Annotated in this window: 16 protein-coding genes; 5 read left to right on the top strand and 11 right to left on the bottom strand. The window is 67.9% G+C overall.

Annotated elements, in window-relative coordinates; genetic code table 11:
* Positions 1 to 38: 38 nt before the first annotated feature.
* Genes AACH06_RS22580 through AACH06_RS22565 form a run of 4 tightly spaced genes read right to left on the bottom strand, consistent with a single transcriptional unit; the run spans position 39 to position 4794 of the window.
* Positions 39 to 1286, bottom strand: coding sequence for a M20/M25/M40 family metallo-hydrolase (locus tag AACH06_RS22580; RefSeq protein ID WP_341428042.1), 1248 nt, complete (start codon positions 1284 to 1286; stop codon positions 39 to 41).
* The gene (uraD, locus tag AACH06_RS22575; RefSeq protein ID WP_341428041.1) at positions 1283 to 3046 is read right to left on the bottom strand and encodes a 2-oxo-4-hydroxy-4-carboxy-5-ureidoimidazoline decarboxylase; all 1764 of its coding nucleotides are present in this window, start codon (positions 3044 to 3046) and stop codon (positions 1283 to 1285) included. The genes AACH06_RS22580 and uraD overlap by 4 nt, the downstream gene beginning before the upstream one ends.
* A 17-nt stretch (positions 3047 to 3063) precedes the next feature.
* A complete protein-coding gene (gene puuE, locus AACH06_RS22570) occupies positions 3064 to 4008 on the bottom strand; it encodes an allantoinase PuuE (RefSeq protein WP_341428040.1) in 945 nt (314 codons plus the stop codon).
* Positions 4009 to 4035: 27 nt separating this feature from the next.
* Positions 4036 to 4794 (bottom strand): GntR family transcriptional regulator, encoded by a 759-nt coding sequence (locus tag AACH06_RS22565; protein WP_341428039.1) that lies wholly within the window; start codon positions 4792 to 4794, stop codon positions 4036 to 4038.
* Positions 4795 to 4895: 101 nt separating this feature from the next.
* Here AACH06_RS22565 and uraH point away from each other — a divergent pair, with 101 nt between their 5' ends.
* From uraH to AACH06_RS22545, 4 genes are all read left to right on the top strand, one after another.
* Positions 4896 to 5243, top strand: coding sequence for a hydroxyisourate hydrolase (gene uraH, locus AACH06_RS22560; protein WP_341428038.1), 348 nt, complete (start codon positions 4896 to 4898; stop codon positions 5241 to 5243).
* 8 nt (positions 5244 to 5251) lie between these two features.
* Positions 5252 to 6448, top strand: a complete 1197-nt coding sequence (locus AACH06_RS22555; protein WP_341428037.1) for a urate hydroxylase PuuD — start codon at positions 5252 to 5254, stop codon at positions 6446 to 6448.
* Between the two features lie 265 nt (positions 6449 to 6713).
* Positions 6714 to 11195, top strand: coding sequence for a PA14 domain-containing protein (locus AACH06_RS22550; RefSeq protein WP_341428036.1), 4482 nt, complete (start codon positions 6714 to 6716; stop codon positions 11193 to 11195).
* Between the two features lie 170 nt (positions 11196 to 11365).
* A complete protein-coding gene (locus AACH06_RS22545) occupies positions 11366 to 16252 on the top strand; it encodes a PA14 domain-containing protein (RefSeq protein WP_341428035.1) in 4887 nt (1628 codons plus the stop codon).
* Between the two features lie 63 nt (positions 16253 to 16315).
* Here AACH06_RS22545 and garD read toward each other — a convergent pair whose 3' ends face one another.
* From garD to AACH06_RS22510, 7 genes are all read right to left on the bottom strand, one after another.
* Positions 16316 to 17893 carry a galactarate dehydratase gene (gene garD, locus AACH06_RS22540; protein ID WP_341428034.1) on the bottom strand — a complete coding sequence of 526 codons (1578 nt, stop codon included), beginning with the start codon at positions 17891 to 17893 and terminating at the stop codon, positions 16316 to 16318.
* A 19-nt stretch (positions 17894 to 17912) separates the two neighbouring features.
* Positions 17913 to 18884, bottom strand: coding sequence for a tripartite tricarboxylate transporter substrate binding protein (locus AACH06_RS22535; RefSeq protein WP_341428033.1), 972 nt, complete (start codon positions 18882 to 18884; stop codon positions 17913 to 17915).
* Positions 18884 to 20176 (bottom strand): TRAP transporter large permease, encoded by a 1293-nt coding sequence (locus AACH06_RS22530; RefSeq protein WP_341428032.1) that lies wholly within the window; start codon positions 20174 to 20176, stop codon positions 18884 to 18886. The genes AACH06_RS22535 and AACH06_RS22530 overlap by 1 nt, the downstream gene beginning before the upstream one ends.
* Positions 20177 to 20221: 45 nt before the next feature.
* Positions 20222 to 20668, bottom strand: a complete 447-nt coding sequence (locus tag AACH06_RS22525; protein WP_423222070.1) for a TRAP transporter small permease — start codon at positions 20666 to 20668, stop codon at positions 20222 to 20224.
* Between the two features lie 64 nt (positions 20669 to 20732).
* Positions 20733 to 21713: a TRAP transporter substrate-binding protein gene (locus AACH06_RS22520; protein ID WP_341428030.1), complete on the bottom strand. Its 981-nt coding sequence runs from the start codon at positions 21711 to 21713 to the stop codon at positions 20733 to 20735.
* 42 nt (positions 21714 to 21755) lie between these two features.
* Positions 21756 to 22637, bottom strand: a complete 882-nt coding sequence (locus tag AACH06_RS22515; RefSeq protein WP_341428029.1) for an SMP-30/gluconolactonase/LRE family protein — start codon at positions 22635 to 22637, stop codon at positions 21756 to 21758.
* A gap of 7 nt (positions 22638 to 22644) precedes the next feature.
* Positions 22645 to 23463 (bottom strand): NAD-dependent epimerase/dehydratase family protein, encoded by an 819-nt coding sequence (locus AACH06_RS22510; RefSeq protein WP_341428028.1) that lies wholly within the window; start codon positions 23461 to 23463, stop codon positions 22645 to 22647.
* A 126-nt stretch (positions 23464 to 23589) separates the two neighbouring features.
* Here AACH06_RS22510 and AACH06_RS22505 point away from each other — a divergent pair, with 126 nt between their 5' ends.
* Positions 23590 to 24339 (top strand): FadR/GntR family transcriptional regulator, encoded by a 750-nt coding sequence (locus tag AACH06_RS22505; protein ID WP_341428027.1) that lies wholly within the window; start codon positions 23590 to 23592, stop codon positions 24337 to 24339.
* The last annotated feature ends 65 nt before the right edge of the window (positions 24340 to 24404 follow it).

Here is a 24404-nt window from a genome sequence, read left to right as displayed (position 1 = left end):
TGGCAGCCGTCACGCCGCGGCCCGGTCGTGGGGCAGGCTCAGCCGGCCGGCGTCAGCAGCTCAGCCAGTGTGCGAGCCACCACTTGCGTGGCCCGGCGAAGGTCTTCGAGCAGCAGGTGTTCGTCGGCCCGTTTGGCATTGCTTTCCAACACGGAGCGTGGACCGGCCCCGTAGATCACGGCGGGCACGCCGGCGGCGCCGTACAGCCGAACATCGGTGTACAGAGGGGTGCCGCAACAAGGGATCGGTTCGCCAAAGATGGCCTGGGCGTGTTGCTGGACGGTCGCCGCCAGCTTCTCGTGGCCGGGCAGTGGTTTCAAGGACTGCGCCAGCAGCAGCCGCCGAAGCTCAACCCGCACGCCCGGGCTGAGCGCCACCGCGTCGGCAATGAGACGGCGCAGCTCGGCCTCGACCTCGGCGCTGTCTTCCTCCGGAATCATCCGTCGGTCGAGCTTGAGCACCACCTTGCCCGGCACCACGTTGGTGTTGCTGCCGCCTTCGATGCGGCCCACGTTGAGGTACGGGTGGGTGATGCCCGGCACGCTGGAGCGGCGTTCGCGCAGCACGGCGTTGTGGGCGTACAGCGCCGTCAACAGCCGGTTGGCGGCCTGAAGCGCATCCACCCCGGTATCCGGGTAGGCCGCGTGCGAGGCCAGCCCATGCAGGGTCACCTCCATCTGCAGGCAGCCGTTGTGGGCCGTGACCACCTGGTAGCTGAAGCCTGCGGCGATGAGCGCGTCGGGGCGGGTGAGGCTATGTCGCAGCAGCCAGCCAGGGCCCAGCTCGCCGCCAAACTCCTCGTCGTAGGTCAAGTGGAGCTCGACGGCACCCTGCAGCGGCGCACCGCTTGCTGCCAGCGCGCGCAAGGCAAAGGTGTAGGTGGCGAAGTCGCTCTTGCTGACGGCGGCCGCGCGGCCGTACAGGCGACCGCGGTCGATCTCGCCGCCATAGGGGTCATGCGTCCAGCCATCGCCGGGCGGCACGACATCGCCGTGTGCGTTCAGCGCAATCGTCGGGCCGCCCTCGTCGGCGGCACCGAAGCGCTGCCGAACGATGAGGTTGGTGATCGAGACCATGCCCTGTGCCTGCACCTCGGCGGCGGGCACCGGGTGCGATTCGGCGGTCAGGCCCATTTCGGCCAGCAGCGCCGCGGTGCGCAGCGCGTGTGGCGCGTTGTCGCCGGGTGGGGTGTCGGTCGGCACCCGCACCAGGGCCTGCAGGAAGCGCACCTGCTCGTCGAAATGGTCGTCGATCCAGCGGTCGAGGGTGTCGTCGATGCGGCTCATGCGAGATTCTCCAGAAGGTGGCGGAATGCATCGACGGCCAGTTGCGCGTCGTCGTCGGTGACGGTCTCCAGCGGGTTGTGGCTGATGCCGGCGTTGCCGCCCCGAACGAACAACATCGCTTGCGGGATCAGCCGGTGCAACTGCATCGCGTCGTGCCCGGCACCACTGGGCAAACGGTGGACCGGCAGGCCGAGCTGGCGCACCGCGTCTTCCCACCGCGCTTGCCACGCGGCCGCACTCGGGGCCGCGCTGGCGCACAGGGTGGGGGTCAGCCGGTACTGCAGGCCACGGGCCGTGGCGATGCGGTCCAAGGCGCCGGTCACCTCGTCGGCCAAGGCGTCGCGGGCCGTGTCGGAGGGCGCGCGCAGGTCGAGGCTGAACTGGCACCTTCCGGGCACCACGTTGATCGAGCCGCCCGGTACGTTGACCATCCCGACGGTGCCCACACGGTCGGGCTCACGCCGGGCCGCGCGCTCGACCACCAACGCGAGCTCGGCCACCGCCAATGCAGCGTCGTGCCGTCGGTCCATGGGGGTGGTGCCGGCGTGGCTGGCGGTGCCCACCACCTCACCCAGGTAGCGGCGGCTCCCGTTGATGGAGGTGACCACGCCCAGCGGCAGGTCCAGCTCGTTCAGCACGGGCCCCTGCTCAATGTGCACCTCGACGAACCCCAGGTACTGTGCAGGGTCGCGCCGTTCGGAGGCGATCGCCTCCATCGTGGCGGGCAGCCCGGCTTCGCGCATGGCCTCGCGCATCGACACGCCGTCGGCGTCCACCTGATCGAGCCATGCGGGGTCGAAATGGCCCGTCAGGGCGCTGGAGCCGAGAAAGGTGGCGGCAAAGCGCTGGCCTTCTTCCTCGGCGAAGCCCACCACTTCGATGCCGTGCGGGAGCCGCCTGCCCGCCTGGTGCAGTTCTCGCACCGCGATCATCGGCACGAAGATGCCCAGGCGCCCGTCGTAGCGGCCGGCGTGGCGAACCGTGTCGTAATGCGAGCCTGTCAGCAGGCGCGGCGCATCACGATCGGTGCCGTGGTAGAGGCCCACCACATTGCCGACGGCGTCGATGCGCACCTCGTCGAAGCCGCATTCCTGCATCCATTGCTGCAATTGACGCTGGCATGCCCGGTGTGCGGCCGTGAGGTAGGTGACGGTCAGTGTGTGGGCATCCGCGGCTTCGGTGTGGCGTGCCAGCAGTTCGGCGCAATCCCAGGCCTGGCGCCCCTGCAGCGGCACGGCACCGAAGCGATCGTTCAGGCGGATCTCGGCAATGCGGTGAATCTGGCGCAAGCACTCTGCTTGCTCGGCCGCCGGAGAGTGGCCCAGCCGGCGCGTGAACGTGTCGATGATCTCCTGCCTCGTCAGCCCCACACTGCGCGGCCCACGCACCGCCAGGATGAACGGAAAGCCGAACTTCGCGTTGTAGGCCGCGTTCAAGCGCTGCAAGGTGTCGAACTCTTCGGGGCTGCAATCGGTGAGCCCGGCGCTGCGCTGTTCCCCAGTGGATTCGGTCGTCAGCTCACGCCGCACCATGGCCTTGCCCGCGAGCTCGGGGTGCGCGCAGATGAGGCCGCGCTGGGCCTCGGGGGGCGCCGCACGCACCACGCCGGCGAGGGCATGCTTCAGCGCCGCCAGGCTGGCGAAGGGGCGTCGCGCCCAGGCGGCTTCGGCGATCCACGGCGAATGCTCGTAGATGCCGTCGAGCAAGGCGGCGAATTCGGTGGCCGTCGGCGCGGCATGGAGGGCGTCCAGGCTCAGCATGTGGTGTCCATCGAGGTCTATTCCCAGACGAAAGCCGTCGCGGCATCGAAAGGATGCGTGGCCTTCCAGTGCCGGGCGATGTCGACCCGGCGCGCCACCCAGACGTGGTCGTGCGCCTGCACATGATCGAGAAAGCGCTGCAAGGCGCGCAGGCGCCCGGGCCGGCCGAGCAGCCGGCAATGCATGCCAATGCTCATCATCGACGGGCGCTCGGCACCTTCGGCATACAGCACATCGAAGCTGTCTCGCAGGTAGTGGAAAAACTCGTCGCCGTGGCTGAAACCCTGGGGCAACGCGAAGCGCATGTCGTTGCAGTCCAGGGTGTAGGGCACCACCAGGTGTGGTGTGAGCTGGCCCGCGGTCGTGCGCACCTGCAGCCAGAACGGCAGGTCGTCGCCGTAGTAGTCGCTGTCGTACTCGAAGCCGCCATGGTCGACGACGAGCCGTCGGGTGTTCGGGCTGTCGCGCCCGGTGTACCAACCCGCCGGGGCCTGCCCGGTGAGCTGCCGGATGATCGAGACGGCGCGCTGCAGGTGCTCTCGTTCGGTCGGCTCGTCGACGCCCTGGTAGTGGATCCATCGCCAGCCGTGGCAGGCGATCTCGTGGCCGAGTTCGACGAAAGCGGCGGTCACCTCCGGGCAGCGCTCCAGCGCCATCGACACGCCGAACACCGTCAACGGCAGTTGGCGGCGCTCGAACTCGCGCAACAAGCGCCATACACCGACCCGCGAGCCGTACTCGTAGATGCCTTCCATGCTCAGATGCCGCGCGGGATAGCTGGCCGGATTGAACATCTCCGACAGGAACTGCTCACTGCCGGCATCGCCATGCAGCACGGAGTTCTCGCCGCCCTCTTCGTAGTTCAGCACGAACTGCAAGGCCACTCGCGCCTGGCCTGGCCAGCGGGGATCGGGAGGATGACGGCCGTGGCCGCGGAGATCGCGTGGATAGCGTGTGTTCATGCGCCGGAGTGCTCGCTGGCTGAGGTGTCAGGAGGTGGCTGAGGGGGGCTGCAGCACATCGGCCAGGTCGCCGGTGCGCGGATGCAGCCGCAGGTTGCGCTCGACATTGCCCAGGTGCCCACCCATCAGGCGAACGGCTGACCGGGCATCGCGGCGGGTGAGGGCGTCGACGATGGCGACATGCTCGGCATGCGAGGCCTCGGCCGAGTGCGACGACTGCATCATCAGCGACACCAGCGACGACCTGGACAGCAGGTCGTTCATCACTTCGGCCAGCACCTCGTTCCCCAGCAGTTGTGCCAGCAGCACGTGAAAGTCGGCAAGCAGGCGGGTGCGACCCGGCACATCGGTTCGGGCGATCGCTTCGGCCTCGGCCGAGAGGTGGTCTCGCAGCCGGTCGAGTTGGGGTTCGTCGATCTGCGCGCACAGCTGCCTCACCAGGCCCGCCTCGACCAAGACCCGTGCTTCGAACACCTGACGCGCTTCTTCGATGCTGGGTTGGCGCACGAAGGCGCCGCGCCCGGGCTGCAGCACGATGAGCCGATCGCGTGACAGCTGGTTCAGCGCCTGGCGGACGACGGTGCGAGAGACCTTGAAGATGTCGGCGATGCGCTGTTCCGCCAGTTTGGTGCCGGGCATCAAGCGCCGCTCGACGATGGCGGCGTTGATCGAATCGACGATGCGGTGGGTGCTGGTCTGGGCATCGGCCTCGGTTCCGCCTGTCCGCTTGGATGCTGGCGCCCGGGCCGGGCGGATGTGCTTCAAGCTGGGGCTGCGCGGGGCCATGGCGGAGAGATCGCGTGGACAGGCGTGGGCTCGTCGTGCAGGTTTGCGGTGTATTCAGAAGTGTATACACTTTGCCTCCATCTCCACCATCCTTCTGCGCCATGGGCCAGCTCACCACCCACGTGCTCGACACCATGCACGGTCGGCCCGCCGCCGGGATGGCCGTGGCCTTGTGGCGTCAGGGTGACTCGGCGCCGCTGCGCGAGCTGGTGCTGAACGCCGACGGGCGCGCCGATGGCCCGCTGCTGAGTGCCGCCGCCTTGCAGGCAGGCCGATACCGCCTGGTGTTTGCCGTGGCCGATTACTTTCGCGGGGCGGGCGTGGCGTTGCCCGAGCCGCCGTTCCTGGGGGATGTGGTGATCGAGTTCGGCTTGGCCGACGCTGCAGCGCACTACCACGTGCCGTTGCTGGTGAGCCCCTGGTCGTACTCCACCTACCGCGGCTCCTGAGGCAGACGATGGACGCCTACGGCCTCGATTGGCTCAACCTGCTGCTGCGCTGGGCCCACGTGATCACGGCCATCGCCTGGGTGGGTTCCTCGTTCTATTTCGTCTTCCTCGATGCCAGCCTGGTGCCGCCATCTGATGAGGAGGCGCGCGCCAAGGGTGTGTCCGGCGAGATGTGGGCGGTGCACGGCGGTGGTTTCTATCACCCGCAAAAGTACCCCACCGGCCCGAGGCAGATGCCGCAGCACCTTCACTGGTTCTACTGGGAGAGTTACAGCACCTGGTTGACGGGTTTCGCCCTGTTCACCGTTCTGTACCTGTTCCAGGCAGGCACCTTTCTGATCGACAAGGCGGTGTTCGATTGGTCGCCCGGTGCGGCGGTGGCCACGGCGCTCGGGTTCCTCGTCGGCTTTTGGCTGCTGTACGACCTGGCGTGCCGTGCGCTGGGTCGCGGCCCTCGAGGCGACGTGTATGTGGGCGCGGTGGTGGTGGTGCTGGTGGCGGTGACGGCCTGGCTGGCCTGCCACTGGTTCGCGGGTCGAGCGGCCTTCTTGCTGACCGGCGCCGCGATCGCGACGGCGATGAGCGCCAACGTGTTCTTCTGGATCATCCCGGGCCAGCGCAAAGTGGTGGCGCAACTGCGGGCCGGGCAGCCGGTCGATCCCATCCACGGCCAGCGAGGCAAGCAGCGCAGCGTCCACAACACCTACTTCACGCTGCCGGTGCTGGTGGCGATGCTGTCCAACCACTACGGATGGCTCGTCCAGGCACGCCACAACTGGCTGGTGCTGCTGGCCTTGATGCTCGCCGGTGCCCTGATCCGCCACTCCTTCGTGGCTCGGCATTCAGCCCGGCGACTCGGGCAGCCGTGGCCTTGGCATGCAGCGGCATCGGGCGTTCTGCTGCTGATCGGGCTGGCGGTGGCGTTGCGGCCGGCGAAACCCGTCGCCGACTCGGCCGCGCAACCGCCGGTGGTCAGCCTGCAGCAGGTTCAAGGGGTGATCAACCAGCGCTGCGTGCTGTGCCACAACGCCGAGGTCCAGAACAAGAACGTGGCGCTGCACACCGAGGCGTTGACCCGGCAACACGCCCAGGCCATCTACCAGCAGGCGGTGGTGCTGCGGCAGATGCCCCTGAACAATGCCACCCAGATCACCGACGAAGAGCGCGCGTTGATCGGCCGCTGGCACGCGCTGGGCGCGCCTTGAATGGGCTCGCTGGTGTGGTGAGTCGTCCACGGGCCGGGCTGAAAAGCGGCTCCGAGGTCATCAAAACGTTGGGGTGACGGCGTGGCCGTGGCGGTGGGCGTGCGGCGGCCGGCGGCGCATCGTCCCTCGTGGCCGTGCGGCAATGCCCTTTCCTGGGGCGCGTCGGTGGGCCTGAGCCCCGCGTACTGGGGATGGCCCCGGGGGGCGTCCGTCGTCAACATCCTTTGCTTCGAGCCCTCTGCAGGGGGCCGTGGAGGGTGTTTCGATGAGCCGCAAGGCAACCAAGTCCGGGCCGACGACGGGCCCCCGTTCGCTCGTGCGCGCTGCAGGGGCCACCCTGGGTGCCGTGCTGGCCTCGTCGATGCTGCTCGTGGCTTGTGGCGGGGGTGCGGATGAGTCCGCCTCCGCGCAGGCGGCCGATTCAGCGCCGCCGGCCAGTGCCAACCGCCATCGGCAACGGACAGCCGCACTGCATCCGCGGGCCAACCTGCCCGCGGATGCAGCCCACAAGGGCGTATTCTCGCCCTTGTACAACTGGCCGTTGATCGCCATCCACGCCGTATTGCTGCCCGATGGACGGGTGATGACCTACGGCACCAAGCCGGACGGCCAGCAGACGGGCTACTTCAATTACGACGTCTGGGACAGCACCCAGGCCCCGGATGCCGGCCACCTGACGCTGCCCAACATGACGGCGACGGACCTGTTCTGCAGCTCCCAGGTGCTGGTGCCGCTCAACGGCAATGGCAGCCAGCCGCAGGTCGTCATCTCCAACGGCGACAACTGGGTGGGCGACAGCACCACCAACACGGGAAACAGCCGCAGCTCGATCTTCGATCCGCTCACCAACACCTTGAGCCGCGGCGCCGACACCCGCGCGGCTCGCTGGTACGCCAGCTCGACCGTGCTGCTCAATGGCGAGGTCTATCTGCAGGGCGGCTGGGGAGGCACCGATCACCCCGAAATCCGGGGCGTGGACGGCAGCTACCGGATGCTCCCCACCGACACGAGCGCGCTCGACTTCTACTACCCGCGCAATTTCGTGGCGCCGGACGGGCGGCTGTTCGGTTTCGACAGCGGTGGCCGCATGTACTACATCGACCCGGCGTCAGGCGCCATGACGGCCGCCGGACAGATTGGTGACGGGATCATGGGCACCGATGCGACGGCGGCGATGTTCCGGCCGGGTCGCATCCTTCAGCTGGGCGGTTTCTCGAACCAGTCGATCGTGATCGACATCAATGGCGGTGCGCCCGTGCTCTCGGGCATGGTCACCATGTCGTCCCAACGGCGGCTGGCCACCGCCACCGTGCTGGCCGACGGACAGGTGCTGGCCACCGGCGGCAGCCCGGTCTGGAACGACGCCACCAATGCCGCCCTTAACGCCGAAATCTGGAATCCCCAGACCGGCAACTGGACGGTGGGGGCCTCGGGCGCCGTGCCAAGGCTCTATCACTCCACCGCCTTGCTGTTGCCCGATGCCACGGTGCTGGTGGCCGGCGGCGGCGCCCCTGGGCCGGTGGCCAATCTCAACGCCGAGATCTACCACCCGCCGTACCTCTTCACTGCCGATGGTCAATGGGCAGAGCGGCCGTCGATCACCGGGGCGCCGGACTCCTTGCAGGTGGGCAAGACGATCGCCATCGATGTGCAAAGCACACCGGGCATCGGGCGGGTGGTGCTGGTCAAGACAGGCTCCGTCACCCATGGTTGGAACATGGATCAGCGCTTCGTGGAACTGCCGTTCCGTGCGGAGGGCAGCCGCCTGTATGCGCAGATGCCCGCGCGTGCGGCCGACGTGCCCCCGGGCTACTACATGCTGTTCGTGCTCGACGCAGCCGGGGTGCCTTCGAAGGCGCGGATTCTGAACCTCGGTGTGGCCCCGGTAGCGCGGCCGGACGTGACGCCGCTGCTGGCCGAGATCGCCTCCCAGCAGACCCCCCTCGGCTCGACGGTGAATTTGGCCCTCAGTGCGACCGACCCGAATGGCGACACGCTGCACTTCAGCGCGGCGGGCTTGCCGACGGGCCTGACGATCGACCCGGACACTGGGCGCATCACCGGCAGCCCAACGACGGCCGGCAACTTTGATGTGACCGTGGCCGTCTCGGATGGCTACAACACCGCATCGCGCCACCTCCTCTGGCAGGTGAGCGGCAGCGTGCCTTTGCAGATGGAGCCTGTGGCCGCGCCAGGGCTGACGATGGTGGGCAGCGAGCTGGTGGTCACGGCGGCGGCGTCCGGCTACCAGGTCCAGTACAAGTGGAACTTCGGTGACGGCACGGCCGAGACGGACTGGTCGACCGACGGCCACGCCAGCCACGTCTACACCCGCGCCGGCCTGTTCACGGTGACCGTCACGGTGCGCGATGGCGCGGGCGGGCAGGTCAGCCAGGGCTTGGTGCAACGGGTGCAAATGCCGGTGAGCGGTGCCCTTCCCACACAGTCGACCAGTCTGCTGGCTGATGGCGCGCAGGGCGGCGCGGCGCGGTTGTGGGTGGCCAACGCGGACAGCGGTACCGTGAGCGTGTTCGACGCGACCACCCGAAACAAGCTGGCCGAGATCGCCGTCGGCCCGCAGCCGCGCACGCTGGCCCGAGCGGCTGATGGCCGCATCTGGGTCACCAACCAGCGTGGCGGCAGCCTCAGCATCATCGACCCCGCCTCGCTGACCGTGGTCGCGACGGTGATGATGCCGCGGGCCTCTCAGCCGCACGGCATCGTCATGTCGCCTTCCGGCCAGCAGGCCTACGTCAGCCTGTCGGCCACCGGGCAGGTGATGAAGCTGGACACGGCCAGCATGGCCCAGACGGGCCTGATGTCGGTCGGCCCCCAACCCACCGGTTTGGCCGTCAGTGGCGATGGCTTGAGCCTGTATGTCTCCAGGTTCGTCAGTGCTCCGCTGCCGGGTGAATCTACCGCCGTCGTATCGCCGACGGCGTCGACCGGGGCCGAGGTGTGGGTGGTCAACACCGCGGCGATGAACCTGGTTCGCACCATCGTGCTGCAACACAGCGACAAGGTGGATGCCGAGAACCAGGGCCGTGGGCTGCCCAACTACCTGGGCGCCGCGGCGCTGAGCCCGGATGGATCCCAGGCATTCGTGCCGTCCAAGCAGGACAACGTGCTGCGCGGCCAGCAGCGCGATGGGCTGCCGCTGAACTTCCAGAACACCGTGCGGGCCATCAGCTCACGCGTCGTTCTGGCGACTGGGCAAGAAGACCTGGGCGGGCGCATCGACCATGACAACGCAGGCGTCGCCAGCTCTGCCCTCTTCGACCCGAGCGGTGTGCTGCTCTTCGTGGCCCTGGAGACCAGCCGAGAAGTGGCGGTGCTGGATGCGCACTCACGCCAACAGGTGCTGCGGCTCAACGTGGGCCGAACGCCGCGCGGTCTTGCGTTGTCGCCGGATGGCCTCACGCTGTTTGTCAGCAACGAGATGGATCGTTCGATCAGCGCGTTCGACCTGCGTCCTCTCATCCAGATGGGGCAGTTGGTTGTGCCGCCGCTCTCGGGTGCGATGTCCACGGTGGCGCAGGAGCCCCTGTCCGCTCAGGTGCTGCTCGGCAAGCAACTGTTCAACGACGCACGTGACCCCCGATTGGCGCGCGACGGCTACATGAGCTGCGCCAGTTGCCACCGTGACGGCGGGTCAGATGGCCGCACCTGGGATCTGCGCGATGCGGGCGAAGGGCTGCGCAACACCATCGATTTGCGTGGCCGCGCGGCCACCGGCCACGGCTTGATGCACTGGAGCGGCAACTTCGACGAACTGCAGGATTTCGAGGGCCAGATTCGTCGCCTGGCCGGCGGCACGGGCCTGATGAGCGACACCGCCTACCTGGCCGGCACCCGCAGCGAGCCGTTGGGTGATGCCAAGTCCGGCATCAGTGCCGACCTCGACGCGCTGGCGGCGTATGTGGCCTCCCTGTCGTCGTTCGAGGCCAGCCCGAACCGGCCCTCGGCGGGGGCGCTCAGCCCGGCTGCGGAAGCTGGGAAGACGGTGTTCAAGGCGCAGAACTGCGCCGCCTGCCATGGCGGTGCGGCCTTCACCTTGTCTGGCACCTTGGGCCTGATCGACATCGGCACGCTCAAGCCCACCAGCGGCCAGCGCCTGGGCGGGCCTCTGACGGGCATCGATGTTCCGACCCTGCGCGATGTCTGGGCGACCGCGCCCTACCTGCACGACGGATCGGCCGCCACGCTGGAAGAGGCCATCGTGGCACACCGCGGCGTGTCGTTGTCGGGGGCCGATCTCACCCATCTGGCGGCCTATCTGCGCGAGATCGGCGGCGACGAAGTGGCTGCACCGGCGCCCGGCAGCGGCCTGCAGGGGCAGTACTTCAACAACAAGAAGCTCAGCGGTACGCCCGCGCTCAGCCGCATTGAAGCGGTCGATTTCAACTGGGGTACCGCGGCGCCCGGGCCGGGGGTGCAGCCCGATCTTTTCTCGGTGCGCTGGACGGGCGTCATCGAGGTACCCGCGAGCGGCAACTACTTCTTCCAGACGGTGTCGGACGACGGTGTTCGCCTGTGGGTCAACGGCGTGAAGCTGGTGTCCAACTGGACGGCCCACACTTCTACCGTGAACACCTCCAAGAAGCTGGCCCTCACCGCTGGACAGCGCGTGCCGGTGACGCTGGAGTACTTCGACAACAACGGACCGGCCGAGGTGCGTCTGCGTTGGAAGGTGCCGGGCACCACGGCCTACGTGGCGGTTCCAACAGACAAGCTGTACACCCACTGATGCATGGGGGCCGGCGGCCCAAGGGGTGGCCCGATGGAAACGCTTCGATGCCCCGATCTGTGCAGTAGCTCACGCGCAACCCCCTGAAACAAGGGGGCTCTGGTTGTAACTCGCCTGCCGACAATCTCGCCCGGTTGAGATGGATGGACCGCCGGAGGGGGCGGGCAACAATGAACAAGACTCGATTCAGCGCGCCGTCGCGCGGCTGGCGCTGGTGCGCCTCGGTGTTGACCGGTACCGTGTTGTTGGCGTCGTGCGGGGGCGGCGGCAATGAAGCGGCTGACGACAACACGCCGGCCCAGAAGACGAGCAGCGCGAGCCGGCGGGCCCGCGCCATGAACGTGGTGCCGCCCGGCATCACCATCCCGGCCGATGCGGCACAGAAGGGCATGTTCGGTCGACTCGCCAATTGGCCGGTGATCGCCGTGCACGCGGTGCTGATGCCCGATGGACGCGTGATGTCCTATGGCACCAAGCCGGATGGCCAGCAGACGGGCTACTTCAACTACGACCTTTGGGACAGCAGCCAACCGGTTGACAGTGGTCACACCACCTTGCCCAACGGCACCGCGACCGACATCTTCTGCAGTTCGCAAGTGCTGCTGCCGGATGCCGGATCGACCCGCGTCTTCATCGCCGGTGGCGACAACTGGACTGGCTCCGGCACCACCAACACCGGCAACAACAACAGCAACCTGCTGAACGCCGCCGACAACTCGCTCGCGCGTGGCATCAACATGAACCGCCCGCGTTGGTACTCGACGTCGACGGTGCTCCTGAACGGCGAGGTGCTGGTCCAAGGCGGATCCGGCGGCACGGATCGGCCAGAGATCCGCGCCCGCGACGGCAGCTTCCGGTTGTTGAACACCGACACGAGCGCGCTGGACTACATGTACCCGCGCAACTTCGTCGCGCCGGACGGCCGCGTCTTCGGCTACGACAGCAACGGTCGGATGTATTACCTCGACACGACCAGCGGCACCTTGACGATGGCGGGTCAGTTCGCGGCAGCGTACCGGGGCTCGGACGCGAGCGCGGCGATGTTCCGCCCCGGCCGGATCCTGCAGTTCGGTGGTTCGTCCAACGGTGCGGCGGTGATCGACATCACAGGCAATGCGCCGACGGTGACGCCCACCACCTCGATGGCCTCGCAGCGGCGATTGGCCACCGCCACCTTGCTGGCCGATGGCCGCGTGCTCGCCACCGGCGGCAGCCCCGTGTGGAACGACATCAACAACGCGGCGCTCAATGCCGAGATCTGGAACCCGCAGACGGGCCAGTGGACGGTGGGTGCGGCAGGCGCCGTCGCCCGGCTGTATCACTCGAATGCGCTGCTGCTGCCCGATGCCACCGTGCTGGTGGCCGGTGGCGGAGCGCCCGGGCCATTGAACAACCTCAACGCTGAAATCTACTACCCGCCCTACCTGTTCACGGCCGACGGCAAAGAGGCGCCGCGCCCGTCCATCCTGGCCACGCCGGACTACCTGCAGATCGGCAAGACCCTGACGATCGACGTCGACAGCGCCAGCGCCATCAGCCGCGTCACCCTGGTCAAGACAGGCTCCACGACGCACGGCTGGAACATGGACCAGCGTTTCGTCGAGATGTCGTTCCGTGCCGAAGGCAACCGCTTGCGTGTCCAGGCGCCCACCCGGGCGGCCGACGCGCCGCCGGGTTACTACCAGCTCTTCGTGTTCGACGCCAACGGTGTGCCATCGGTGGCCAAGCTGCTCTTCATGGGGGTTGCCAGCGATCCGAATCCGGCGGTGGTGCCGGTGCTGTCGACGCCCGCCAATCAGGCACACACGGTCGGCACTTCGGTCGACTTGGCGCTCCAGGCCACCGATCCCAATGGCGACACTTTGAGCTACAGCGCGGCGGGCTTGCCGCCCGGCCTGTCGATTGACGCGGCCACCGGCCGGATCACCGGCCAGCCCTCCCAAGTGGGCAGCTACAACGTGGTGCTCGGCGTGAGCGATGGGTTCAACGCCGCCTCGGTCACGATCACCTGGCAGGTCCAGGGCGACGTGCCGCTGCAATTGGGCGCGGTCGTGCCCACCGGGCCGGTGCAGTCCAGATCGAGCGCGGACTTCAACGCGAGCGCAACGGGCAAGGATGTCCAGTACCAGTGGAACTTTGGCGATGGATCTCCGGCGACCGATTGGTCGGCCAGCGGTGCGGCCACCCACACCTACACCCGCGCGGGCACCTACTTCGCCACGGTCACGGTGCGCGATGCCTTTGGATCGCAACAGAGTCAGAGCTTTCTGCAGGTGGTTTACCTGCCCGCCACCTCGGCGTTGCCTACCGCATCGGGCCCGGTGCTGACGGAGGCGGTGTCGGCGGGCGATCCGCGCGTCTGGGTGGTGAACCCGGACAACGACAGCGTCAGCGTCTTCAACCTCACCAGTCGCACCAAGCTGGCCGAGATCGGCGTGGGCACGGCACCGCGCACCTTGGCGCGCGCGGCAGATGGCCGCATCTGGGTCGCCAACCTGCGCAGTGCGAGCGTGAGTGTCATCGATCCGTCGAGCCTGGCGGTGATCGCCACCGTCAATCTGCCACGCGGCTCGCAGCCCTATGCGATCGCGATGTCGCCCAACGGTGCGCAGGCGTTCGTGTCACTCGAGGCCAGCGGCCAACTGCTGCGTTTCGACACCGCCAGCCGGACGCAGACGGCGTCGCTGGCCGTGGGACAGCATGCCCGTCATGTGGCGGTGAGCGCTGACGGTGCGCGCGTCTACGTCTCGCGATTCGTGACGCCGCCGCTGCCAGGCGAAGGAACGGCCACGGTGCAACCGACGGCCGCCACGGGGGGGCAGGTGATGGTGGTCGACGCGGTGGGGATGACCGTGCAACGCACCATCGTGCTGCAGCACTCCGACAAGGTCGATGCCGAGACACAAGGCCGCGGCGTGCCCAACTACCTCGGTGCGCTGGCGATCTCGCCGGATGGCACGCAGGGCTACGTGCCGAGCAAGCAGGACAACGTCAAGCGCGGCACCCGTCGTGATGGCTTGCCGCTGACCTTCCAGAACACCGTCCGTGCCGTCAGCTCGCGCATCGACCTGGCCTCGCAGTCGGAGGACCTGGCAGCGCGCGTCGACCACGACAACGCGGGGCTGGCCAGTGCGGCCGTGTTCGATTCGCGCGGCGTCTACCTGTTCGTGGCCCTCGAGACCAGCCGCGAGGTCGCTCTGCTGGATGCCCACACCCGATCGCAGCTCCTGCGGGTGGATGTGGGCCGTGCGCCCCAGGGCCTGGCGCTGTCACCCGACGGCCTGAGCCTGTGGGTGAGCAACTTCATGGATCGCAGCCTCAGCGTCATCGACCTGAAGCCGCTGATCGAGCGCGGCCAATTGAGCCTGCCCGTGGTGGCCACGGTGTCGACCGTCGCAGCCGACAAACTCGCGGCGCAGGTGCTGCAAGGCAAGCGCCTGTTCTACGACGCACGGGACACCCGCTTGTCACGCGACCGCTACATCAGCTGCGCCACGTGTCACCACGACGGCGCGGCCGACGGCCGGGTGTGGGACTTGAGCGACGGCGGCGAAGGCCTGCGCAACACCATCAACCTTCGGGGTCGCGCGTCGATGGGCCACGGCCCCTTGCACTGGAGTGCCAACTTCGACGAGCTGCAGGACTTCGAAGGCCAGATCCGCCGCCTGCATGGCGGTACCGGCCTGATGAGCGATGCCGCCTACTTCGCGGGCACCCGCAGCCAGCCCCTGGGTGACGCCAAGGCGGGCCAAAGCGCCGATCTGGATGCGTTGGCGGCCTACGTGGCCTCGCTGGCGACCTTCGAGCCGAGCCCTGCGCGTCCTGCGGCGGGTTCACTCAGCAGCGCGGCCACGTTGGGCAAGACGGTGTTCACCAACCACAACTGCGCCGCGTGCCACGGCGGCCTGAACTTCACCCGTTCGGGCAGCGTGGGGCAAGTCGACATCGGCACCATCAAGCCGACCAGCGGCCAGCGTCTCGGCGGCGCCCTCACTGGCTTGGATGTGCCGACGCTGCGCGATGTGTGGATGACGTCGCCTTACCTGCACGACGGCTCCGCGGCCACGCTCGACGCGGCCGTGGCGGCGCACCGCGGCGTGGTGCTCAGCCCCGGCGACATGAGCAACCTGGTGGCCTACCTGGCCGAAATCGGCGGCGACGAGTCGGCGGCCGTGGGCGGCACTTCGGGTGGCGGAACCGGGCTCAGCGGCCAGTACTTCAACAACATCGGATTGAGCGGCAGCTACACCGTGCTGCGCAATGAAGCGGTGGACTTCGACTGGGGCACGGGCGCGCCCGCCTCGGGAATCGCGGCCGACAACTTCTCCGTGCGTTGGACGGGCAAGCTGATCGTTCCGACCAGCGGGCTGTACACCTTCCGGACCACCTCGGACGATGGCGTGCGCCTGTGGATCAACGGCACGGCCGTGGTCGACAACTGGACGGACCATGCGCCGACGGTGAACACGACCGCGGCGATACCGCTCACCGCCGGCACCCCAGCCGACATCCGGCTGGAGTACTACGAGCGGGGCGGTGGCGCGGTCATGCGTCTTCACTGGCTCACGCCGGGCAGCAGCACCTTTGCCGCCATTCCTGCCGCGCAGCTCCAGCCGGCCATCGTCGGTGGCAGCGGCTTGCTGGGCAGCTACTTCAACAATCGCAGCTTCAGTGGCACGCCCGCGCTGACGCGTACCGAGGCGATCGACTTCAACTGGGGCACCGGTTCGCCCGGCGCAGGCGTGAACGTCGACAACTTCGCGGTCCGCTGGACGGGCACCATCGACCCGACCGTCACTGGCGTCTACTACTTCCAGACCGTCTCGGACGACGGCGTGCGGCTGTCGGTGAACGGCACCCAGTTGATCAACAACTGGACCGACCACGCGCCGACGACCAACACCTCGGGCGGCATCACCCTCACGGCCGGCCGCCGCTACACGGTGACCTTGGAGTACTACGAGAACGGCGGCGGCAGCGAGATGCGCTGGCGTTGGCGCGTGCCGGGCAGCACCAGCTACGTGCCGGTGCCGGCGAGCCGGCTCTACACGAACTGACGATTCGTCGTCGCGAATGGCGCGCAGGCGGGCGGTCGCCGCGTCCGCGTTCGCACCGCGGCGTCAGGTGACCGGCGCCGGGTTGAACAGCACCAGGGCGTTGTGCAGGCGCCAGTGCTCGGCCCAGGTCTGGCGCCGGCCTGAGGCCACGTCGAGCAGCAGGTGGAACAGCTCCCACCCCAGCGATTCGACCGTGGCTTCCCCGTCGGCGATGCGGCCGGCATTGACGTCCATCAGGTCGTGCCAGCGGCGGGCAAGGTCGCTGCGTGTGGCCACCTTGACCACGGGGCAGGCGGCCAGCCCGTAGGGCGTGCCGCGGCCGGTGGTGAAGACGTGCAGGTTCATGCCAGCGGCCAGTTGAAGGGTGCCGCAGATGAAATCGCTGGCGGGCGTGGCGGCGTAGATCAAACCACGCTGATCGCGGCCCAGCTTGTCGCCCGGCGAGAGCACGCCGCTGATGGGCGCGGTACCGCTCTTGATGATCGAGCCCATCGCCTTCTCGACGATGTTGGCCAGCCCGCCCGCCTTGTTGCCGGGCGTGGTGTTGGCGCTTCGGTCGACGCGGCCCCGCGCCAGGTATTCGTCGTACCAGGCCATCTCGCGGATCATGGCTTCGGCGACCGCCGGGGTGGCTGCGCGCGCCGTGAGTTGGTCAATGCCGTCGCGCACCTCGGTCACTTCGGAAAACATCACCGTCGCACCGGCACGCACCAGCAGATCGCTCGCGAAGCCCACCGCCGGGTTGGCGGTGACACCCGAGAACGCATCGCTACCGCCGCATTGCACCCCGACCACCAGCTCACTGGCCGCGCAGGTTTCGCGCCGGCGTGCGTTCAGGCGTTCGAGGTGCGGGCGGGCCCGGGCCACGATGTGATCGAGCATCGACATGAAGCCGATGTGCGCGGTGTCCTGCAGACACACCGTGTCCAGCGCGGACGGCTGCGCGTTGGCCAGGGCAAATGAACCCGGTGGCAGCAGGCGGTCGGGCTGAAGCTTCTCGCAGCCCAGGCTCACCACCATCACCTCGCCGCCAAAGTTGGGGTTCAGGCTGATGTGTCGCAAGGTGCGGATCGGGATGGACGCGTCGACCGCATCGATGGCCACGCCGCAGCCGTAGGTGTGCTCCAGCGCCACCACGCCGTCGACGTTCGGGAACTGCGGCAGCAACTCGGTTCGGATGCGCTGCGCGGCTTGTTCCACCACGCCGGCCACGCACTGCACCGTGGTGGTGATCGCCAGCAGGTTGCGCGTGCCCACCGACCCATCCGGGTTGCGGTAGCCCTCGAAGGTGAAGCCTTCGAGCGCTGGCAGGGCGGGCGCGGCGGTGGTGGACATGGGCAGCCCCCGCAGTGAGCGGGCGGCGGGCATTTCCAGCAGACGCTCGTGCACCCAGCTGCCTGCGGGGATGGCCCGTGCGGCGCGGCCGATCGTGACCTGGTAGCGCACGACATCGGCGCCCGGAGGCAGGTCGACCAGGGCCACCTTGTGGCCCTGGGGCACTGCGTCGAGCAGGCGCAGGCCGGCACCCGGCACGTTGTCGGGCAAGACCGTGCCAGCGGGCAGCCCGCCATCGTTGGCAACGATCGCCACGTTGTCGGCCGGGTGCATGCGCAGCGTCAGCGGCGCGCGGGGTGTCGTCATCGCATCGCTCTCGCTCACATCACTCGGGTTTGACCTTGCCGTCCTTCACCACCTGGGCCCACTTCGCCATTTCCTTGCGGCCGAACTCGGCGAACTGCTCGGGGGTGTTGGCGGTGTGGACCAGGCCGAGTGCGTCCAGCTTGGCCTTCACATCCGGCAGGGCGAGGATCTTCTCGATTTCCCGGTTCAGGCGGGCGACGATCGCCGGCGGCGTGCCGGCAGGCGCGTACATCGCCTGCCAGCTGGACACATCGAAGTCCGGCACGCCGGCCTCCTGCATCGTCGGCACCTGGGGCAGGGCGGCGCTGCGCTGCGCCGAAGTCACCGCGAGGGCGCGCACCTTGCCCGCCTGGATGTGCGGCAACGCCACCGTCACTGTCTCGAAGCTGCAGGGGATCTGGTGAGCGATCACGTCCTGGATGGCGGGTGCGCTGCCCTTGTAGGGAATGTGCGAGAGATCCGCGCCGGCCAGCAGCTTGAAGAGCTCACCCGACATGTGCTGCGAGCTGCCCTGGCCGGCGGAGGCGAAGGCGATGCCGTCGGGCTTGGCCTTGGCCGCCGCGATCAAATCCTTCACGGTCTTGTACGGCTGATCGGTGCCCACCAACAGCACATTCGAGATGCTGCCCAGCAGGATGATCGGCGCGAAGTCCTTCGCCGCGTTGTAGGGCATCTTGGGCTGCAGCGCAGGGTTGATTGCGTGGCTGGCGATCGTGCCCAGCAGCAGCGTGTAGCCGTCCGGCGGCGACTTCGCGGCCGCATCGGCGCCGATCACGCCGCCGGCACCCGCACGGTTCTCCACGATCACCGTCTGCTTCAACGAGGCCTGCAGCCGCTCGGCGATCAGGCGGCCGAGGATGTCGCTGGTGCCACCTGCGGCAAACGGCACCAGGAGGCGCACGTTCTTGGCGGGCCAAGCGTCGTCGGCATGGGCCCACGAGGGGGCGAGGGCGGCCAGCGCGGCCAGGCTCAGACATTGTCGACGGTTCATCAGGAGCTTCCTTTGAGCAACAGGCCGGGCAGCCACAACGAAAAGGCCGGCACGTAGGTGACGAGCATCAGCGCAGCCAGCAGGCCGCCGTAGAAGGGCCAGATGGTCTTCATCACGGTGCCGACCGAGACACCGCCAATGGCGCAGCCCACGAACTGGGTGGTGCCCACGGGCGGCGTGTTCAACCCCAGCGCGCAGTTGATGAGCATCACGATGCCGAACTGCTCGGTGCTCATGCCGAACTGCTGGCAGATCGGCAGGAAGATCGGCGTGCAGATCAGGATCGTGGCCGCCATGTCCAGGAAGGTGCCGAGCAGGAACAGGATGATGTTGACCAGCAGGAAGATCACCCACGGCTCGGTGCTCATCGCCGAGAGCGCCTGGCCGGTCAGCTCGGCCACGCCATACAGCCCGATCAGGTAGCCGAACATCGACGAGATGCCGATCAGCAGCAGCACGGTGCCGGTGGTCTTCACCGCTTTGGCCGCCGCCTTCATGAACTGCTCTCGCGTCAGCTTCTTGTAGACCAGGGTGGCCAACAGCAGCGCCCACAAGACGGCCACCGAGGCAGATTCGGTGGCGGTGAAGGCACCGGAGAGGATGCCGGTCACGATGATGGCCACCACCGCCAGGCCCGGCAAGGCCTGCGCGAACGAGCGCCCGACGATGGCCCAGCCCGGAAACTCACCGGCCGGGTAGCCACGCTTCACGGCCACGGCGTAGGCAGCGATGAGGTTGCAGATCGTCAGCAGCAGCGCCGGCACGACACCCGCCAGGATGAGGGCGGCGATGCTCACCTTGCCGCTGGCGGCCAGCGTGAAGATGATCAGGTTGTGCGAGGTGGGCATCAGCGCGCCGACCAGCGACGCGTGCGTCGTCACGTTGACCGCATAGTCCGCGTGGTAGCCCTCCTTCTTCATCTGCGGGATCAGCACCGCGCCCATGGCCGACACATCGGCCACCGGCGAGCCTGACACCCCGCCGAACAGCGTGCAGGCGAGCACGTTGCTCATGCCCAGGCCGCCGCGCACATGGCCCGCCAGGCTCTTGGCGAAGGCGACGATGCGGTCTGCGATGCCGCCGTACATCATGATCTCGCCGGCGAAGATGAAGAACGGAATCGCGAGGAACGAGAACGGGTTCATCCCCGAGATCATTTGCTGGAAGCCCACAGCCAGTGGCAGGCCCTCGTACAGCAGCGTGGCCAGCGAGGACAGCCCGATCGAGAAGGCGACCGGAACGCCCATCAACAGCAGCAGCGTGAAGCTGATGCACAGCAGAGTCAGAGCCATGGGGAGCTGCGAGATGGTGGCGGGAAGGGGGCCGTTCGCAACGGCCTACCAGGCGGACTCGACCTCGGTGCCCCGGGTGAGCGCGAGGATGTGTTCCAGCGAGAACATGGCGACCAGGACGCCCGCAACTGCCGGAGGCGCGTACTTGAAGGCTTCGGAGACACCGAGCGTGGGGATCTTGTAGGCCGCCACCGATTCGGCCAGCAGTGCGCATTGCCACGCCATCACCATGCCGAAGACGCCGACCAGCGCATGGATGAGGTATTCCATCGCCTGCCGAACGCTCGCTGGTGCCAGCACCAGGAACGATTCCAGCCCGATGTGGCTGGCCTCTCGAACGCCCACGGCCATGCCCAGCATCGTCACGTACAACACCAGCAGCACGGCGCCGCTCTCGGCCCAGGTGGGCGTGTCGTTGAACACGTACCGGCCGACCACCTGGTAGAGCACCGCGACGATCAGCAGCACCAGGCCGCCCACGCCCAGCAGCATGCAGGCGTGCGCGATGCGGCCGCACAGCCGTGAGTAGAAGCCCGGCACGACCTGGGCCGGGGCGTCACTGGACTTCATTGATGCGCTTGACCAGTTCGAGCAGCTTGGGCTCGCGCAGGAACTTGTTGTAGACCGGCTTCATCTGGTTGCGGAACGCCGTCTTGTCGACCTCGATGATCTCGGCGCCACCGGCCTTCACGGCCGCAAGCGACTTGGCCTCTCGCTCGTCCCAGAGCTTGCGCATGTAGCCGACGGATTCTTTCGCGGCCGCGCGGATGGCCTTTTGCTCGTCCGGGCTGAGCGTGTCCCACACTCGCTTGCTGAACAGCAGCATCTCGGGCGCCATGGAGTGCTCGGTCTTCGAGTAGTACTTCGCCACTTCGAACTGGCGCGAGCTTTCGTACGATGGGTAGTTGTTCTCGGCACCGTCGACGAGGCCGGTTTTCAGCGCGGTGTAGACCTCGCCGAACGGCATGGGGGTGGCGTTGGCCCCCATGGCCTCGAGCAGCGACACCCACAGGTCGCTCTGCTGCACCCGGATCTTCATGCCCTTGATGTCGGCCAGCGTTCGCACGGGCTTCTTCGCGGTGTAGATGGAACGGGCGCCCGAATCGTAGAACGCCAGACCAATGAAGCCCTGCGCCTCGCAGCCTTTGAGAATGTCGTCGCCGATGGCGCTGTCCAGCGCCTTGCGCATGTGGTCGGTGGAGCGAAAGAGGAACGGCATCGTGGGCACGATGGTCTCGTCGCAGATGTTGTTCATCGCAGCAATGTTCACGCGCGTCATCGCCAGGGCGCCGAGCTTGGTCTGCTCGATCGTGTCCTTCTCGTTGCCGAGCGCCGACTTGGCATAGACCTTGATCGAGTGCTTGCCGTTGGTCGCTTTCGAGAGGGTCTCACTCATGTGACGAACCGCCATCACCGTGGGGTAGTCATCGGGGTGGATGTCAGCGGACCTGAACTCGGTGGCCTGCGCCGGTGCGGCCAGGGCCGCCAGCGCGGTGACAGCGGCAACCGCCGCGAGCAGGCGTGAACGTGGGGTCATGAGGGGTGTCTCCGGGGTGTCGGCTTTGTTTGAAGAGGGCGCTCAACCGGGGTGGGGCGTCCAGGGTGTTTCGGGCAGGCCCTGCACGCCGGGCCGGGCGATGTAGGTGGCGCCGGCGGCTTCGCTGGTGTCACCGGCGGGCCGGATGCTGGTGATCAGCAACTCGTCCCAGTGGGCGCCGCCGAAGCTGCACATGGAGGGCTTGGCGGTCGGCACGGCGATCGATCGATCCAGCCGCCCGTCGGGCGTGAAGCGGTGCACGAGCCCGGCATCGTTGGCGCAGATCCAGTAGCAGCCATCGGCATCGATGGCGGCGCCGTCCGGGCGGCCAGGGTGGTGGTTCATGTCGACGAAGAGTCGGCGCTGCTGTGGCATGCCCTGCGCATCGACATCGAAGGCCCAGATCAGCCGACGGCGTGGGTGGCTGTCGCTGAGGTACATGGTGCGTCCGTCGGCGCTGAAGGCCAGGCCGTTCGGCACGATGAGTCCGTCGATCAGCGGTTGGCTCGGCCCGCGCGCGTCGAACCGGTAGAGCGCACCCACCGGCTGGGCGGCCGCCATGTCGCGCAGCATGGTGCCGGCAAAGAAGCGCCCGGCCCGGTCACAGCGGCCATCGTTGAAGCGCATGCCGGGCTTCGGGTGGGCCAACTCGGCCAGTGTGTCGATCGTCAGCCCACCGTCATCGCGCAGGGCCAGATGCACGATGCGCGATTCCAGGCCCGCCACCAGGCCGCCGTGGGCATGCAGTGCCAGGCAGGCGATGCGCTCACCGAGTGTCCAGCTCTGGAACAGGCCGGAGCGCCAGCGGCGCAGGGCGCAGCCTTCGATGTCCACCCAGTACCAGGCGGCCTCTCCAGCATGCCAGAGCGGGCTCTCGCCCACACTGTCGGCATGGGCCTCGACGAGTCGCTCGACGGTGGTCATCGCAGCCTCACTCTGCCGGCGTGGTGCGTGCGAACGGGCCGCCTTGAAACAGGGTGGCGGGGTCGTTCATGTCAAGTCGCGGCTCGGCCGCCTCGATCGTGGCCCGGAAGGGCTCGGAGCTGTCCTGCGGCCGGTAGCCGATGTGGCGGGCCGCGGTGTTGTCCCACCAGCTGGTCGTGTTGTCGCTGACCCCGTAGATCACCGAGAACCCGGCCACCGGCGTGGTGAGGCTGGCCACCACCAGCCGCTCGAGGTCGTCGTAGCTCAGCCAGGTGGCCAACATGCGGCGGTTGCGGGGCTCGGGGAACGACGAGCCGATGCGCAGGCACACGGTCTCGATGCCGTGCCGATCGAAGTAGAGGCGAGCCAGGTTCTCGCCGAAGGCCTTCGACAAGCCGTACAGGCCGTCCGGTCGCATGGGGTCGGCGGGCGAGATGACTTCGTCCTGGCGGTAGAAGCCCGTGACATGGTTGGAGCTGGCCAACACGATGCGGCGAACACCATGTCGCCGCGCCGCTTCATAGAGATGGAACGCGCCTTCGATGTTGGCGCGCAGGATCGGGGCCCAGGCTTGCTCCGTCGACACCCCGCCCAGATGCACGACGGCGTCCACGCCCTTCAGCAGGGCGTGTACCGCGTCGGCATCTTCAAGGCGCGCGGGGCACAGCTCTTCATGCGGGGCGGCGCTGCCCAGGTCTTCGATGTCCGACAGGCGCAGGCGATGGCAGTACGCCGCCAATCGCGGGCGCAGTGTGCGACCCAGTCCGCCCGCTGCACCGGTGAGCAGCAGGCGATCGAATCGCAGCGATGTGGGATGAGCGGGCATGAACAGCGGGCCTTCGCGCTACAGTGACAATCAGTCTTGTGGTCTGTCATCAGTTGTCGTACAACTTGAATGAACTGTACGGCTGCCATGGGCCGCCACCCAGAGGGATAACACTTAATACGTCTGATGAGCTCTACACCGCCGCCCGTGCCCAGCCGACGCAAACCGCGCACGCTGGCTCTCGAACTCGTCGATGCGCTGGGTGACCGCATCCGGGACGGTCGACTGCAGCCCGGTGACAAGTTGCCCACGGAGGCGGCGATCATGGGTGAGTTCCAGGTCAGCCGCACGGTGGTGCGCGAGGCGATCTCCAAGTTGCAGGCCTCGGGGTTGGTCGAGACACGACATGGCATCGGCACCTTCGTCATCGGCGTGGGCGAGGCCCCGGGCTTCAAGCTCGGCCCCGACCAGTTCAACACCCTGCGCGATGTGATCTCGGTGCTGGAGCTGCGCATCGGTGTCGAGACCGAAGCGGCAGCGCTGGCCGCACAGCGCCGCTCGGCGGAGAACCTGGCCACCATGCGGCAGGCGCTCGACGCCTTCGCCCAGGCGGTGGATGAGCGGCGCGACGCGGTCGGAGCCGACTTCCAGTTCCACCTCGAAATTGCGCGGGCCACGCAAAACAACCACTTCGCCGACATGATGACGACGCTGGGCAGCTCGATCATTCCGCGTGCCCGGTTGACGCAGGCCGAGCCTGCCCAGCCGATGAGCGACGAGCGCCTGCAGTACCTGCGCCGCGTCAACGGTGAGCATGAAAGTATCTTCGATGCGATCAGCGCGGGGGACGCGGATGGAGCCAGGGCCGCCATGCGCACCCACCTCGCCAACAGCCGGGAACGCCGGCGCCGAGCCCAGCAGCGCGAAGAAGGCTGAGCGCGCGAGAGGCGCCCCCTGAGCCTGATGCAACGCCTCGCTCTGGTTTTAGTTGTACGATGACA

The sequence above is a fragment of the Ideonella lacteola genome (assembly GCF_038066555.1).
Taxonomy (GTDB): Bacteria; Pseudomonadota; Gammaproteobacteria; order Burkholderiales; family Burkholderiaceae_C; genus Ideonella; species Ideonella lacteola.
This window is presented reverse-complemented; position numbering and strand designations above follow the sequence as displayed.

Bases quoted from the DNA above. Each gene is read 5' to 3' on its own strand.
- puuE (WP_341428040.1), bottom strand. From the start codon at position 4,008: ATGAACACACGCTATCCACGCGATCTCCGCGGCCACGGCCGTCATCCT.
- AACH06_RS22545 (WP_341428035.1), top strand. From the start codon at position 11,366: ATGAACAAGACTCGATTCAGCGCGCCGTCGCGCGGCTGGCGCTGGTGC.
- AACH06_RS22515 (WP_341428029.1), bottom strand. From the start codon at position 22,637: ATGACCACCGTCGAGCGACTCGTCGAGGCCCATGCCGACAGTGTGGGC.
- garD (WP_341428034.1), bottom strand. From the start codon at position 17,893: ATGACGACACCCCGCGCGCCGCTGACGCTGCGCATGCACCCGGCCGAC.
- AACH06_RS22510 (WP_341428028.1), bottom strand. From the start codon at position 23,463: ATGCCCGCTCATCCCACATCGCTGCGATTCGATCGCCTGCTGCTCACC.
- AACH06_RS22580 (WP_341428042.1), bottom strand. From the start codon at position 1,286: ATGAGCCGCATCGACGACACCCTCGACCGCTGGATCGACGACCATTTC.
- AACH06_RS22530 (WP_341428032.1), bottom strand. From the start codon at position 20,176: ATGGCTCTGACTCTGCTGTGCATCAGCTTCACGCTGCTGCTGTTGATG.
- AACH06_RS22525 (WP_423222070.1), bottom strand. From the start codon at position 20,668: ATGCTGCTGGGCGTGGGCGGCCTGGTGCTGCTGATCGTCGCGGTGCTC.
- uraH (WP_341428038.1), top strand. From the start codon at position 4,896: ATGGGCCAGCTCACCACCCACGTGCTCGACACCATGCACGGTCGGCCC.
- AACH06_RS22520 (WP_341428030.1), bottom strand. From the start codon at position 21,713: ATGACCCCACGTTCACGCCTGCTCGCGGCGGTTGCCGCTGTCACCGCG.
- AACH06_RS22505 (WP_341428027.1), top strand. From the start codon at position 23,590: ATGAGCTCTACACCGCCGCCCGTGCCCAGCCGACGCAAACCGCGCACG.
- AACH06_RS22535 (WP_341428033.1), bottom strand. From the start codon at position 18,884: ATGAACCGTCGACAATGTCTGAGCCTGGCCGCGCTGGCCGCCCTCGCC.
- uraD (WP_341428041.1), bottom strand. From the start codon at position 3,046: ATGCTGAGCCTGGACGCCCTCCATGCCGCGCCGACGGCCACCGAATTC.
- AACH06_RS22565 (WP_341428039.1), bottom strand. From the start codon at position 4,794: ATGGCCCCGCGCAGCCCCAGCTTGAAGCACATCCGCCCGGCCCGGGCG.
- AACH06_RS22555 (WP_341428037.1), top strand. From the start codon at position 5,252: ATGGACGCCTACGGCCTCGATTGGCTCAACCTGCTGCTGCGCTGGGCC.
- AACH06_RS22550 (WP_341428036.1), top strand. From the start codon at position 6,714: ATGAGCCGCAAGGCAACCAAGTCCGGGCCGACGACGGGCCCCCGTTCG.